This is a genomic window from Halorussus sp. AFM4 (genome assembly GCF_051194995.1).
Lineage (GTDB): Archaea > Halobacteriota > Halobacteria > Halobacteriales > Haladaptataceae > Halorussus.
Map to the genome: position 1 here is coordinate 754,107 of NZ_JBNTJT010000002.1, position 13,728 is coordinate 767,834.

The following is a 13,728-nucleotide window of genomic DNA, read 5'->3' on the forward strand; positions in this document are numbered from 1 at the left end:
GGCGTCAAGTGCGTGGAGCGCCCTCCGCCGGGTCGAACCCCGGGGGTGTCAGGACGGAAACCGGGTCGGCGGTGACGCCGCAGGGAGACGCTGACCGAGACCCCACACGGGCGAGAAGTACCCTTTTGGCCGTCCCTCCCGAAGTATCCGCATGAGCAGAGCCGCGAGCGCGGTCCCGAGCCGGCTGAGTTCGTTCGCCGTCGCGTCCCTCGTCGAGTCCAGGACGCGCGACCGCTTGACAGGCCTCCGGGCGGGACCGGTAACCGTCGCCGGCGTCGCGAGCTGGGTCGCCTCCGGCGTCGCCGAGCCGGACGACCGCCGGGCGACCGCGGCCGACGCCGGACCGGCGAAATCCACTGCGGGGAGCGTGTGACGCGCATGCTCTCGGTCCCGCTCGCGATAGGGTGGCGCGACGTGCTGTTCGCCAACTGGCCGGTCGACCCGGCGCTCGTCGAACCGCGGATCCCCGAGTCGCTCGAGGTTGACACCCGCGACGGCCGGGCCTACCTCTCGGTGATCCCGTTCGTCAACGTGGACGTGCGTCCCGGGTTCGTCCCCGAGGGGCTCGGGTTCCGTCTCCCCGAACTCAACCTCAGGACGTACGTCCGGCCCGACGCGTCGCGGTTCGACGACCGGACGCCCGGCGTCTACTTCTTCAACCTCGACGCCGGCGGTCTGCCCGGCGTCGGCCCGGCCGCGGTGCTGGGCGGGCGGCTGCTCCACGCCCTGCCGTACTACCTCGCCGACGTCGACTGCACCGCCTCGGGCGACGCGGTCCGGTTCCGGAGCCGCCGGCGTCATCCCGGCGCGCGACCGGCCCGCTTCGCGGCGACCTACGGGCCGACCGGCGAGCCGTTCCGGTCCGACCCCGACTCGCTGGCGGCGTTCCTGACCGAGCGCTACCGGCTGTACACCGAGGATCGGTCGGGCGCGCTCCGGTACACCGCGGTCGACCACCCGAGCTGGCCGCTCGCGGAGGCAAAGATGGACGTCGCGGAGAACACGCTGTTCCGTGCCGACGGGTTCGCCCACCCCGAGAGCGACCCGGTCTGCTACTACAGTTCGGGCGTGGACGTGACGGCCTCGCCGAGTCGGCGGCTCGACGCCGAGCGCTGAGGCGGCCGCCGAGCCGTGACGCCGCGGGCGGCTTCCTCAGGCCGAGGTCTCGACGCCGAGTTCGTCGAGCAGCGTCGCCGCGGCGTCGCGCGAGGACTCCGGACCCCTGGCCGTCACGAGGTCGCCGTCCACGGTCACGCTCGTGTCCGAATCGACCTCGGCGTCCCAGTTGCCGCCTGCGGCTCTGACCTCGTCCTCGACCCAGTAGGGCATCTTGCGACCGTCGGGCAGCACGTCGTTGTCGTCGACGATGTCCTCGTCCCACTCGTTCGGGAACCCGGTCACGTCCCGGCCCGCCGCGACGGGCTCGCCGTCCTCGTTCCGGGCGAAGGCGAGCAGCGCGACCGCGTGACAGAGCACCAGCGCCTTGCCGTCGTCCCCCGAGACGGTCTCTCGGAGGAGCTGTCGGGCGTGCTTGTCCTGGTTGACGTCCCACTCGGTCCCGTGGCCGCCGGGGAACACCACGACGTCGTAGTCGGCGGCGTCCTGCGTCGCGACCGGCGCCGGGTTGTTGAGTCGGTCGTCGTTCTCGTGGGCGTCGCGGACCCGCTCGGCGGTCTCCTCGTCGACGAACGACGCGTCCGGGTCGGTCGAGGTCGGGTCGATGACCGGCGGCGACCCGCTCGGCGTGGCGACCGTGATGTCGAACCCCTCACCGTCGAGGGTCTGCAGCGGCTCGACGCACTCCTCTCCCCAGTACCCCTCCTCGCTCACGACGAACAGTGCAGAAGGCACGGTGAGAGGTTGGGGCGTCCCACGTAAACCCGCTTTGGCAATCGACTTATATACTGTCTTGGGAAGTCGGCCGGCGGAGAGCGAATTGCGTCGCTATCGGTACTTAAACGCCGCCGGGTGGCGAACCGGCGGTTCCGACCGCTCGCCCTGATACCGCTCGCGATGGCCGTCGACCGGCCGGTACTGGGCGCTCACACCTGACCGCAGCCGCCCGGCGGACTCGCACCCGGGACGGCCGCGGTGGTGGCGGTGCGTCGATACCGGACGTGATCCGGACCGTACACGTCTGTCCGGAGGGTTCGAGTCGACGGTCCGACCGTCGTCCCCGTCACCGCGGGCGACCCGGCCGGGCGAAAACCACCTATGTCTCGGCGCCGTTACGTTCCCTGAACTCGATGGTGGACGACGAGACCGGCGTGCGCGCGGCGGGCGAGGCGACCGGGAAGCGAGGCGACGACGTCATCCGGCTCGACGGCGTGACGGTCAAGTTCGACGCCGTGCGCGCCCTGGCGGACGTCGACCTCCGGGTGGGCGAGGGGGAGTTCGTCACGGTCATCGGCCCGTCGGGCTGCGGCAAGACCACGCTGCTCCGGACGGTCGGCGGCCTCCAGGAGCCCACCGCGGGCGAGGTCAGGGTGGCCGGCCGGCCGCCCGACGCCGCCCGCGAGGCGGGGGAGTTCGGCTTCGTCTTCCAGCGCCACGCCTTGCTGCCCTGGAAGTCGGCGCTCGACAACGTGACCTTCCTCCGGCGGATGGCCGGCGAGTCGGCCGACCGCGACCGGGCCCGCGACCTGCTGGAGACGGTCGGGCTCTCGGGGTTCGAGGACGCCCGGCCGGCCGAGCTCTCGGGCGGGATGCGCCAGCGGGTCGCCATCGCCCGGGCGCTCCACCTGGGGGCCTCGGTGCTGCTGATGGACGAGCCGTTCGGCGAACTCGACGAGCTCACCCGCGAGGAGATGGGCGTCGAGGTCCGGCGGGTGTGGCGCGAGGAGCGCAAGACGGTGCTGTTCGTCACCCACAGCGTGCCCGAGGCGGTGTTCCTCGCCGACCGGTGCGTCGTGATGAGCGACCAGCCCGGCGAGATCGCGGGGGTGTTCGACGTCGAACTGCCCCGGCCCCGCGACGAGTCGGTGTACGGCACCGCGGCGTTCCAGGAGCAGGTCGCGCGGGTCCGGACCGCGCTCCACGAGGGGTACGAGCTCCGATGACGGCCGTGGCGCCGACGGCGGGGACCGGGAGGTGCGCCCGCCGATGAGCTACGCCGACCGGATTCCGGCCGCGCGGGTCTCGCTGCCGGCGGGCGGGCTGGCCGTCGGCGTCCTGGTCTGGTGGGCGGTCGTCTCGCTGCTCGGGGTGCCGGCGTACCTGCTGCCCTCGCCGGTCGCGGTCGCCGACCGGCTCGTCTCCCGGCCCGGCCTCTACGCGCGCAACGGACTCGTCACGCTCCGGACCGTTCTGACGGGCGGTGCGGCCGGCGTGCTCGCGGGGTTCGGCGCGGCCGCGGTGACGGTCCACTCGACGCTGCTCCGGCGGGCGCTCTACCCCTACCTGGTCACCGCCCGCGTGCTGCCGAAGATCGCGGTCGCGCCGCTGCTGCTGGTCTACCTGGGGACCGGCCCCGGTACCGCGCTCTGGTTCGTCGCGCTCATCGCCTTCTTCCCGACGTACGTGAGCTCGGCGTCGGGGCTCGACGGGACCCCCGAGGAGTACCTCGACCTGCTCCGGTCGGTCGACGCCGGCCCGGTCCGGTCGTTCCTGTTCGTCCGGGTGCCGGCCGCGCTCCCCTCGGTGTTCGCGGGCCTCAAGCAGTCGGCCGCGCTCGCGACGGTCGGCGCGGTGGTCGCCGAGTGGATCCTGACCGACGAGGGGCTGGGCTACCTCGTCCTCGTCGGCGCCGAGAACGTCCAGACCGACGTGGTGCTGGCCGCGGTGGTCGTCCTCTTCGCCGAGGGGATGGCGGTGTACGGCGCGGTGGTGGCGGTCGAGCGCCGGGTCGACTGGCGGTGAGTGTCGGGCCGCAACGCCGAACCCGCTACCCCCAGTCGAGGCGGCGCTCGACCAGCGCCGGCACCAGGTAGAACCCCACGCCGAGCAGCGCCAGCACCCCGAGCGCGGCGAGCATCCGGGCGGTCTGGAGCCGGGTCGACGCCCGGAACACCCGGTAGCCGACGCCCGCGGTCAGGGTCAGGAACTCCGCGACCACCGCGCCGACCACGCTCGCGGCGGCCGCGACCTTCAGGCCGGCGAACGCCTGCGGGGCGGCCGCCGGGAGCCGGACCCGGAGGTACCGGGTCGCGGGCGAGGCGCCGACCGACCGCGCGAGCGCCACGAACTCGTCGGGCGTCGCGGCCAGCCCCTGGTAGGTCGCGATGGTCACCGGGAACACCGCCAGCGTTGCCGCCAGCGCGGCCCGGGCCCCCACGCCGTCGCCGAACCACCGGAACAGCAGCGGCGCGACCGCGACCAGCGGGACGACCCGGAGCGCGACCACGTAGGGCCGGACCACCGCCCGGGTCGTCTCGGAGGCCGCCATCGCCACGGCGAGCGCCCCGCCAGCGAGCGCCCCGGCGACGACGCCCAGGCCCGCGGTGAGCGCCGTGACGGCCGCGGCCTCGAGCAGCGTCCGCCAGTGGGCCGCGAGCGCCGCGCCCACGTCGACCGGGCCCGGAAAGACGACGTCGGGCACCGCGGCGGTCCGGGCGGCGGCCCACCACGCGACCACCGCGAGCGCGGCCACGGCGACCGGCGGGGCGGCGCGGGCGGCGAGCGCCGAGGCCCGGGCGGTGACGGACGCCCGGGCTCGCGCGTCGGAGCGAGGCGACTGCGCGCCGGAAGTGGCCGTCCCCGGCGCGGACGAGCGCGACCCGGACGCCCGCGGCCCCGATCCGCCCATCAGTTCGAGTGGGTCGCGGCGGTCGTCGGCTCGGAGGTGCCGGTCGGCGTCGGTCCGGCGGCGCTACCGGTGGTCGTGCCGGACGCGCCCGAGGCGGTTCCGGTTGTTCCGGACGCCCCGCCGTCTGTGGTCGTCCCGCCGGTGGCGGTCGACGCCGGCGGCGTGACCCGCGAGGCGTACTGCCCGATGTACCCGTAGTCGGTGTCGAGGTAGTCGTTCGTCCAGACTCCGGCCGGATCGGTCTGGCCGCCGAGGAGGTCGCCGTCGCGGAGCGCCTCGTACATGGTCTGCCACGGCGTCTCGCTGCTCCACCCCCACCCGCGCCGGTGGACCGTCTCCGAGAGCACGTAGTCGCTGGCCATCTCGACCCACTTGGCGCGCTGGGTGTCGGCGGTCTGGGAGATGGCCGGGTTCGCCTCGACCAGGTGCCGGGTGGCCTTCCGGGGATTGTCGGTCGCCCACGCCGCGCCCCGGGCGGTCGCCCGCAGGAAGCCCCGTACCGCCTCGGGGTTGCTGCCGGCGAACTCGGGGTTCGCGCCGATCACGTGACCGTACGAGGGGATGGTCTCCGCGACCGGGATCGACGAGACCGACCCGGCCTTCTGGCGGGCGACCACCGCGTCGGCGAACACGCCGCCGGCGGCGTCGATCTTCCCGCCGAGCAGCTGCTGGACCGTGTCGAACCCGGTGTCGACGAGTTCGACCTCCGAGAGCACGCCCTTGCGCTCCAGGAGGAGCTTCGTCAGTATCCGGACCATCCCCGGGCCGGTGCCGACCGTCTTGCCCGCGAGCTGGTCGACGCTCGTCAGCTCCCCGCCGAAGGTGTCGCCGGTCGTGAACACCACGACCGGGCTGCGCTGCATCACGACCGCGACCGACTGCGGGGAGAGCCCCCGCGTGTTGACGTTGAGTATCTGGTCGGCGCTGGTGACCGCCAGCGGGGCGTTGCCGAGGCCGACCTGCTTGGCCGCGAAGTCCGACCCCTGCCCGCTCTTGATCTGGGTCAGGTTGACGCCCTGCTCCTCGTAGTACCCCCGCGCCTTCGCGGCGTAGTAGGGGACGTGGAGCCCGTTCGGCTTCCAGTTCAGCAGCAGGCTGACGCCGTCCGACTGGCCGGCCGCCCCGCCGACCGCGCCCGCCAGTCCGACCGCCGAAGCACCCGTCGCTCGAAGGAACTGTCGTCGTGTCTCCCCCATGTTGTCCCACAGGGGGTTCGGCTATCAGCCGTATAATGGTTCGGGCGGTCGACGGGCCGGCGCGCCCGGCGACCCCCGCTGTCGTCGCGGCCTGAACTGCGCCGGCACGCGCCGGCGAGTCCAGTCAGCGACTCGTCATCCCCCGGTCTGGGTCCCCTCGGCCGCGGTGGTCGTCCCCTCGTCGGTCGCGCCGCTGCGGGCCTCCGCCTTCGTGGTCTCGGCCGGGCCGGTGGTCTGCCCGGCGGCCGTGGTCTGGGCCTCGCCGGTCGCGGTCGTCTGCTGGGCCGCCGCCGTCCGCTGGGTCGTCGTCTCCCGGTCCGCCGCGTCGCCGGTCTGCCCGGCCGCGGCCGTCGTCTCGGCGGTCCCGTTCCGACCGAGCGACAGCCCCGACAGCCGGACCCGGGTCAGCGTGTAGTTCTGGACCACCGCGGTCTCGGCCGCCAGCGCGGGCCGGTCGCCCGACTCGGCCGCCCCGCCGGTCGCGTTCGCGCCGTCCCGCGAGACCGCGACGCTCTCCGCCGCGCCGACGTGGACGGTCGCGTTCTGGACGCTGAGACCGTTGATCGTGCGGTTCCGGAGCACCGCCTCGTCGATCACGAGCCGGGTCTCGATGCGGACGCGGCCGCTCTCCTCGATGAGCGCCCGCGCGAGCGAGTCGTTCCGGATGGTGACGTTCTCGACCGTCAGGTCGGTCACGAACCCGGTCGCCGCGATGCGCCGGACCGCCACGTCGCTGTAGGTCCGGTTGGTCGCGTTCTCGCCCGACGCGTTCACCAGCGTCAGCCGGTCGAACCGGGCGTTCAGCACCGTGACGTTGCGCAGCGTGAGCTGCTCGACGGTGACGTTCCGGGCCTCCACGTGGGCCCCGGTCCCCTGCGTCCCGTCGGCGGCCTGCTGGGTCGCATTCGCCCCCTGGGCCTGGGTTTCGTTCGCGCCCCGGGCCTGCTGGGTCCCGTTCGCTGCCGGCGTCTGCCGGGCCGCGGTGGCCGTGCCCTCGTCGGTCGCCCCGCTGCGGGCCTCGGCCTTCGTGGTCTCGGTCTCCGACGCAGTCGTCTCCGCCTGTGTGGTCGTCTCCTGCAGGGCCGCGTCGCCGGTTCCCGCTCCCGACTGGGCGGGGCCGGCACCGCCGAGGAACCCGGCCACCCCGCCGGTGAGCGCGAGCACCAGTGCTACCAGTATCGCCAGTGTGTCGTTCATTCCGCGACCCGGTACGCCGAGCCCCCGGATAAACGACCGAGACCGTTCTGGCGACCGGACACTGGCTTTCCGCACTGTTTCGAATTACAGCCGCGTTTCGATTCGGGGCGGGTCGTTACACCGGGGTTAACGGCCTCGACCGCCCTCGGGCGGGCCGCGAGGGCGAGTCCCCGGTCGCCGGGGAACGACTCACTACCGCCGGCCCGCCGGGACCGGACCGACGCAACGATGGCGGCGATTTAAGGGCGTCTGCGTGGGGTTACCCGTGGATGTTCGACACCGAGTGTCCCGAGTTTGTAGTCGCGGCTATCGCGCTGGCAGTCGTCGCGCCGGTCGCGGCCGGCGCCGGGGTCGCCGTCCCGGCCGCGCCGCACGACCGGTCGCCACCGCCCGCGAGCCAGGACGCCCCGCACCGCGAGTCGCCCGGCGAGACGCCACGCGGTGCCCCCTCGGCGACCGTGCCGGCGGTCGACGCCCCCGGCGCGCGGACCCAGGCCGGGCAGGGTGTCGGCGTGCGGAACCTCTCGGCCGAGACGGTGGTGCTCCGCAACGTCACGGCCACCGACGTGGTGGTGCGGAACCTGACGGTCCGGGAGATGGGCCAGCGCCGGAACGTGACGCTCGCGAACGTGTCGCTCGAACGTATCGCCGTCGCGCGGGCCAACCTCTCGGGGGTCCGTATCCACGACGGCAGAATCCGGAGCCGGAAGCTGCTCTCGGCGTTCGGCGTCCCCTTCGGCGGCGGGTTCAACGTGACGAACCGGTCGGTCGAGCGCGTGAGCATCCGGAATCGGACGGTCGAGGGCGTCGTCATCGAGAGCGTGACGGTGCGGTCGGTCGCCGGGATCAATCTCTCGAACCCGGCGAACGTCGGGGGCGACGCCGCGGTGAACGTCTCCTCGCCGGCGATCACGGTCGGTAACGCGACCGTGAGCGAGGTCCGGGCGTTCCGGGTCTCGCTCGCCGAGCGGCCCGCCGGCAACGCGACAGACCGAACGGACGGGGCGAACGCGACCGCGACCACCGCAGCGACCGCGCCGACGGGGACGGGCGCCGAGACGACCGCGGGATCGGCGTAACTCGTCGGCGCACTCCCGTCGCGAAATTCTGAAGTCGGCGTCGAGACGCCGGAAGCGGAGAAGAGCGCCGCGCGACGTTACTCCTCGAATCCGCCCGACGACCAGACCGTTATCTCGTCGTCGGCCGCGACGGCGACGTACTGGGTCTGCTCGGTCGGGTCCTCCCACACCACCGGTGCGGGGGTGATGCGGTCGGCGTCGGTCGGGGCGCTCCAGACGCGCTCGCCGGTCTCGGCGTCGAGCGCGTAGAGGTGCCCGCCCGACGAGGCGACGAACAGCACGCCGCCCGCGGTGGCGGTCGTGCCGCCCGGCCAGATGCGCCAGTGGGACCACTCGGGGCTGACGTCCGGGAGCTCGGTCCGCCACGCGAGGTCGCCGCTGGCGGGGTCGACCGCCTGGACGTACGCGTTGTGGGTGGTGTCATCGGAGGCGAGCCGCGAGCCGCCCTCCGCGAGCGTGATGTCGCCCTCGGTCACGTACTCCCAGTCGGGGTCGTAGGACACCCGCTGGGCCGCCTCGACCGCGGCGACGTACCGCATGCCGGTGTCGGGGTCGTAGGCGCACGGCGGCCACTCGGTCGCGCCGATGGTGCCCGGCCAGGCGGTCGCGGCGTTCTCCTTGCCCCGCGGCGGGAGCGCGAGGAAGTGCTCGGCCCACTCGTGGTCCTGCTTGGTCCAGGGCGCGGTGCGCTCCAGCAGCCGGCCGGTCTCGGCGTCGTAGACGTAGGTCCACCCGGCCTTCTGGTCGGTCGAGACCGCCCGCCGGGTCTCGCCGTCGACCTCCAGGTCGAAGACGGTCGGGGTGGCGTGGCTGTCGTAGTCCCAGAGCTCGTGGGGGATCTGCTGGCTGGCCCAGTTGATGTTCCCCGAGTCGAGGTCGACCGCGACGATGGAGTTGGAGTGGTGGTTCGGCCCGGGCCGGACGAGCCCGTTCATCATCGGGCACGGGTTGCCGACCGCGTAGAAGACCGTGTTCGTCTCGGGGTCGACCGCGGGGCTCATCCACGGGGCGTCGCTGGCGAACCGCCAGCTGTCCTCGACCCAGGCGTCCTGGGGCGCCATGTTGACCGTCCACTGGACGTCACCCGACTCGGCGTCGACCGAGGAGGCGACGCACCAGCCGCCGAAGTCGCCGCTCATGCCCACGAGTATCCGGCCGTCGTAGGCGATGGGGGCCTGGCTGATGGACATCCGCTTGGGGTACTCCATCTCGCGCTGCTGGCGCTCGGTCAGCATGTTGGTCTCCCACTCCTTCTCGCCGGTGTACCGGTCGAGCGCCACCAGGTACGAGTCGGTCGTGGCGAAGTACACCTTGTCCTTCCAGACCGCCACGCCCCGGTTGCGGCCGGTCTGGCCGACCGCGTCCTCGGGCAGCGCGTACTTGAACTTCCAGTACTTCTTCCCGTTCCTGGCGTTCGCGGCGACGACCGAGAGGTTGCTCGTGGTGTAGTACATCACCGGCGGGTCGGTCGGGACGATTATCGGGTTCGTCTCGAGGCCCGCGCTGTCGGTCGGGATGGTGTACTCCTGCTCGAGGCTGGCGACGTTGTCGGCGTCGAGCCGGTCGACGGGCGTGTAGCCGCGCTGGCCAAGCCCCTTGTCGTAGACCAGCCACGAGTCGCGGCGCTCGCCGTCCTCCCGGAGCATGTTCGTCGTCACCGACATCTTGGGGATGTCGCCCTCCGCGGCGCCCGGCCCGGGCGGCTGCTGGATCGGCTGCTGGTCCCCGGGGCTCGGCCCTTCGCCCGCGACCTTGATGTCGCCCACCATCGAGTTCGGGTGGATGGTGCAGATGTACTGGGCCATCTCCTCGGTCGCCGTGAACACCAGGGTGGCCGTCGCGCCCTGGGAGGAGTACACCTCGGTCCCGACGACGCGGTTACCGTCGGCGTCCTGGATGACGAAGTTGTGGGGCGCGCCGTCGATGTTCTCCCACCGGACCCGGTAGCGGTTGCCCGCCTCCAGGTTCAGGGTGGGGTTTGTCTTGCCCTGGATCCGCTGGGGCTGTCGGGCGTGCCAGCCGGAGATGCCGCCGCCGAACACGAACTCGGTGTCGTACTCCTGCATGTAGTTGACGTGTTCGTCCTCGCCGCGGGCCTCCGGCCCGGTGTCGATGTAGTGTGGTCGCTCCTCCGGTTCGATCTCCTCGGTCTCGGGGTCGATATCGGCGGACATGTCAGTTGGGGATCTCCAGGTCGTTGTCGCGCTCCGCGCGGGCCTCCTCGTCGATCCAGTAGGCGTCCTCGGGCAGCAGGTTCTGCGCGATGGCCTGCAGGGCGAACCCGCTGGACAGCAGGCCGGCGAGCTCGTCGTCGCTCGTCGCCTCGCCCCGCGGACCTTCCGCTCGGCTCGCCGCGGCGCCCTGCGCCTCGCTCTCCGCGACCCGGCGGGCGCCGTCGACCATCAGGTCGAACCCGGCCGCCATGGCGCGGGCGTCCCACGTCGCGTCGGCCAGGATGTCGTCGGTGATGAGGACCGCGTTCGTCCAGACGTGCTCGTCCAGGTCCTCGAGCCACAGCAGGACGCCGCCCGCCGCGGCCCTCGTCATCGGCGGGACGTACTCGGCGAACTCCATCTGCTCGCGTGGCAGCTCGTCGGTCGAGACCCAGTGGCGGTCGCCGATGCGCTCGCGGTGGGCGACCGTCGTAGCCAGCAGGTCGACCAGCTCCGCCTGGTCGAACCCGAGGTCCGACAGCGAGCCGGCCAGCCCCTCGCTCACGACGAACCGCCGGACGCTGTCCTCGATGTACGACGGCGTGAACTCCGGCAGCCGCTCGGTCGTGCTCTCGAAGAAGCCGACCTCGGCGAGGTGGTCGTAGACGGGCCGGGCCGCCTCGGCGACCGCGGCGAACTCCTCGCGGGGCCCCTCGTCCATTCCGGGGAGGCCCCGGTCGGGGACCGCGGTGAGGCCGGACGCCGCGGCCGCGACGTCCTCGTGGCCGCTCGCCAGCAGGTCCGCGTCGAGTTCGCCGGCGAGGTCGCTCCGTATCGCCTCGCCCACCGACGCGAGTTCGTCTGACGCTCCGGTGCCGACCGCCTCGCGCACGTCGTCCAGCGTCGCACCCCCGGCGGCGACCGCGCCGCCGACGCCGAGCGCCTTGAGGAACTCCCGGCGCTGCTCGTCGGAGATACTCCGCTCGCGATGTCCGTGTACCATGCGTCGCAACTGGCGGGTCCGACGGGGATAAGGGGCCGATTCCGTTGCCCACGATTGCAGGCTTCAAGCTCTCGTTCGGCGGGGCGCGGCCGATTCTCCGCCGGCGGGATTCGGCCGGAGCGCGTTAGCTCGTCCCTACGGCCGGCTCCGGCGGAGCCGCCGGGACCGCTGCGGCACGGCAGGTGGCTCGGCCGGCGGTAATCGGCCGTTTCGGCCGGAACGCATTTCCGGGCTCTCCCGCCGGTCTCGGCCGACCCGAGCGGTCGGAATCGCTCGCGCCGGACCGACTCGCCACGGCGGTCGGCGCCGGTCCTGTCGGCGGACGTGCAACCGGAAATCGGTCACGATTCCGCCGGACGTCTCGGATAACTGAGGCGGAACACGCGCGCGCGTGCGAGGGATTTATCAGGACGGAGCGGCTACCCTGAATCAGGTTTTATGAGTCAGGAAAGCGAATACGGGGCCGGGCAGATTCAGGTCCTCGAAGGCCTCCAAGCGGTGCGGAAACGCCCGGCGATGTACATCGGTTCTACCGACGCGCGAGGGTTGCACCACCTCGTGTTCGAAGTCGTTGACAACTCTATCGACGAGGCGCTCGCCGGTTACTGTGACTCGATTGACGTGAGCATCCGCGACGACGGCTCGGTCGCCATCGCCGACGACGGCCGGGGCATCCCCGTGGACACCCACGAGGAGTACGACAAGCCCGCCGTCGAGGTCATCCTGACCGTCCTCCACGCCGGCGGCAAGTTCGACAACAAGTCCTACCAGGTCTCCGGCGGCCTCCACGGCGTCGGCGTCTCGGTCGTCAACGCCCTCTCCGAGCGCTTCCAAGTCGAGGTCAAGCGCGACGGCGCGCTCTGGCGCCAGGAGTTCGAGCGCGGCGAGCCCACCACCTCGCTCGAGCGGGTCCGCGGCCTCGATGCCGACGAGGAGACGGGCACCGAGATCCGGTTCTGGCCCGACGGCGACATCTTCGAGACCACCGAGTTCGCCTACTCGACGCTGGAGAGCCGGCTGCGCGAGCTCGCCTTCCTCAACTCCGGGGTCTACATCTCGCTGACCGACGAGCGCGAGGCGGACCGCTCGGACCGGTTCGAGTACGAGGGCGGCATCCGGGAGTTCGTCGAGTACCTCAACGAGACCAAGACGCCGCTCCACCAGGAGGTCATCTACTTCGAGGACGAGGCCGAGGACATCCAGGTCGAGGTGGCGATGCAGGCCACCGACGAGCTCCAGGGCTCGATCCACGCGTTCGCCAACAACATCAACACCCGCGAGGGCGGCACCCACCTCACCGGGTTCAAGACCGCCCTGACCCGGGTGGTCAACGACTACGCCAACGAGAACAACCTGCTGGCCGACCTGGACGAGAACCTCAAGGGCGAGGACGTCCGCGAGGGGCTGACCGCGGTCATCTCGGTCAAGCACCCCGACCCCCAGTTCGAGGGCCAGACCAAGACCAAGCTGGGCAACAGCGAGGTCCGGGGCATCGTCGAGTCGGCGATGCACGAGGGGCTCGCCACCTACTTCGAGGAGCACCCCGACACCGCCGAGGCGCTCGTCTCGAAGGCGGTCGAGGCCGCGAAGGCCCGCAAGGCCGCCAAGAAGGCCGAGGAGCTCACCCGCCGGAAGAACGCGCTCGAATCGACCGCGCTCCCCGGCAAGTTGGCCGACTGCCAGACCCGCGACCCCAGCGAGGCCGAGCTGTTCGTCGTTGAGGGCGACTCCGCGGGCGGGTCGGCCAAGCAGGCCCGCGACCGGGAGTTCCAGGCAATCCTCCCGCTGTTCGGCAAGGTGCTCAACGTCGAGAAGCACCGGCTCGACCGGGTGCTGGAGAACGACAAGATACGGCACTTCATCACGGCGGTCGGCACGGGCGTCGGCGAGGAGTTCGACATCGACGACGCGCGCTACGAGAAGATCATCATCATGACCGACGCCGACGTCGACGGGGCCCACATCCGGACCCTCTACCTCACGCTGCTCTACCGCTACATGCGGCCGCTGCTGGAGGCCGGCTACGTCTACGCCGCCCAGCCCCCGCTGTACCGCATCCGCCACCGCGGCGAGACGTACGACGCGATGACCGAGGAGGAGCGCGACCGCATCATCGAGGAGCAGTGCGGCGGCGAGCCCTCGCAGGTCCAGCGGTTCAAGGGGCTCGGCGAGATGAACCCCGAGCAGCTGTGGGACACCACCATGAACCCCGAGAACCGCATCCTGAAGCAGATCACCATCGAGGACGCCGCCGCGGCGGACAAGATGTTCTCGGTGCTGATGGGCGACACCGTCGAACCCCGCAAGCAGTTCATCAAGGAACACGCCACGGAAGCAGACTGGGTTGACATCTGAC

12 protein-coding genes are annotated in these 13,728 nt (G+C 72.0%); 6 read left to right on the forward strand and 6 right to left on the reverse strand.

Annotated features, from left to right (window positions below; genetic code table 11):
• Positions 1–151: 151 nt before the first annotated feature.
• Together ACQUQF_RS11950 and ACQUQF_RS11955 are read left to right on the forward strand one after the other, a co-directional pair.
• On the forward strand, positions 152–373 hold the full coding sequence (locus tag ACQUQF_RS11950; protein WP_435179062.1) for a hypothetical protein: 222 nt from the start codon (positions 152–154) through the stop codon (positions 371–373).
• A 5-nt stretch (positions 374–378) separates the two neighbouring features.
• Positions 379–1,116: a YqjF family protein gene (locus tag ACQUQF_RS11955; protein ID WP_435179064.1), complete on the forward strand. Its 738-nt coding sequence runs from the start codon at positions 379–381 to the stop codon at positions 1,114–1,116.
• A 36-nt stretch (positions 1,117–1,152) separates the two neighbouring features.
• Here ACQUQF_RS11955 and ACQUQF_RS11960 read toward each other — a convergent pair whose 3' ends face one another.
• Positions 1,153–1,851: a DJ-1/PfpI family protein gene (locus tag ACQUQF_RS11960; RefSeq protein ID WP_435179066.1), complete on the reverse strand. Its 699-nt coding sequence runs from the start codon at positions 1,849–1,851 to the stop codon at positions 1,153–1,155.
• Positions 1,852–2,246: 395 nt separating this feature from the next.
• Between ACQUQF_RS11960 and ACQUQF_RS11965 the strand changes: the two genes are divergently transcribed.
• Both ACQUQF_RS11965 and ACQUQF_RS11970 read left to right on the forward strand, forming a co-directional pair.
• Positions 2,247–3,059, forward strand: a complete 813-nt coding sequence (locus ACQUQF_RS11965) for an ABC transporter ATP-binding protein (RefSeq protein ID WP_435179068.1) — start codon at positions 2,247–2,249, stop codon at positions 3,057–3,059.
• Between the two features lie 43 nt (positions 3,060–3,102).
• Positions 3,103–3,858, forward strand: coding sequence for an ABC transporter permease (locus tag ACQUQF_RS11970; RefSeq protein ID WP_435179070.1), 756 nt, complete (start codon positions 3,103–3,105; stop codon positions 3,856–3,858).
• Positions 3,859–3,883: 25 nt separating this feature from the next.
• On the opposite strand, the gene ACQUQF_RS11975 is transcribed toward ACQUQF_RS11970, so the two are convergent.
• From ACQUQF_RS11975 to ACQUQF_RS11985, 3 genes are all read right to left on the reverse strand, one after another.
• Positions 3,884–4,744 (reverse strand): ABC transporter permease, encoded by an 861-nt coding sequence (locus ACQUQF_RS11975; RefSeq protein WP_435179072.1) that lies wholly within the window; start codon positions 4,742–4,744, stop codon positions 3,884–3,886.
• Positions 4,744–5,940: an ABC transporter substrate-binding protein gene (locus ACQUQF_RS11980; protein ID WP_435179074.1), complete on the reverse strand. Its 1,197-nt coding sequence runs from the start codon at positions 5,938–5,940 to the stop codon at positions 4,744–4,746. Before ACQUQF_RS11980 ends, ACQUQF_RS11975 begins: the two co-directional genes overlap by 1 nt.
• 135 nt (positions 5,941–6,075) lie before the next feature.
• Positions 6,076–7,137: a hypothetical protein gene (locus ACQUQF_RS11985; protein WP_435179076.1), complete on the reverse strand. Its 1,062-nt coding sequence runs from the start codon at positions 7,135–7,137 to the stop codon at positions 6,076–6,078.
• Between the two features lie 269 nt (positions 7,138–7,406).
• Here ACQUQF_RS11985 and ACQUQF_RS11990 point away from each other — a divergent pair, with 269 nt between their 5' ends.
• Complete coding sequence (locus tag ACQUQF_RS11990) at positions 7,407–8,216, forward strand: hypothetical protein (RefSeq protein ID WP_435179078.1); 810 nt, start codon at positions 7,407–7,409, stop codon at positions 8,214–8,216.
• A 77-nt stretch (positions 8,217–8,293) separates the two neighbouring features.
• Here ACQUQF_RS11990 and ACQUQF_RS11995 read toward each other — a convergent pair whose 3' ends face one another.
• Positions 8,294–10,390: a PQQ-binding-like beta-propeller repeat protein gene (locus ACQUQF_RS11995; protein WP_435179080.1), complete on the reverse strand. Its 2,097-nt coding sequence runs from the start codon at positions 10,388–10,390 to the stop codon at positions 8,294–8,296.
• 1 nt (position 10,391) lies between these two features.
• A complete protein-coding gene (locus ACQUQF_RS12000; RefSeq protein ID WP_435179082.1) occupies positions 10,392–11,372 on the reverse strand; it encodes a twin-arginine translocation signal domain-containing protein in 981 nt (326 codons plus the stop codon).
• 438 nt (positions 11,373–11,810) lie between these two features.
• Between ACQUQF_RS12000 and gyrB the strand changes: the two genes are divergently transcribed.
• Positions 11,811–13,727 (forward strand): DNA topoisomerase (ATP-hydrolyzing) subunit B, encoded by a 1,917-nt coding sequence (gyrB, locus tag ACQUQF_RS12005; protein ID WP_435179084.1) that lies wholly within the window; start codon positions 11,811–11,813, stop codon positions 13,725–13,727.
• Position 13,728 lies beyond the last annotated feature (1 nt).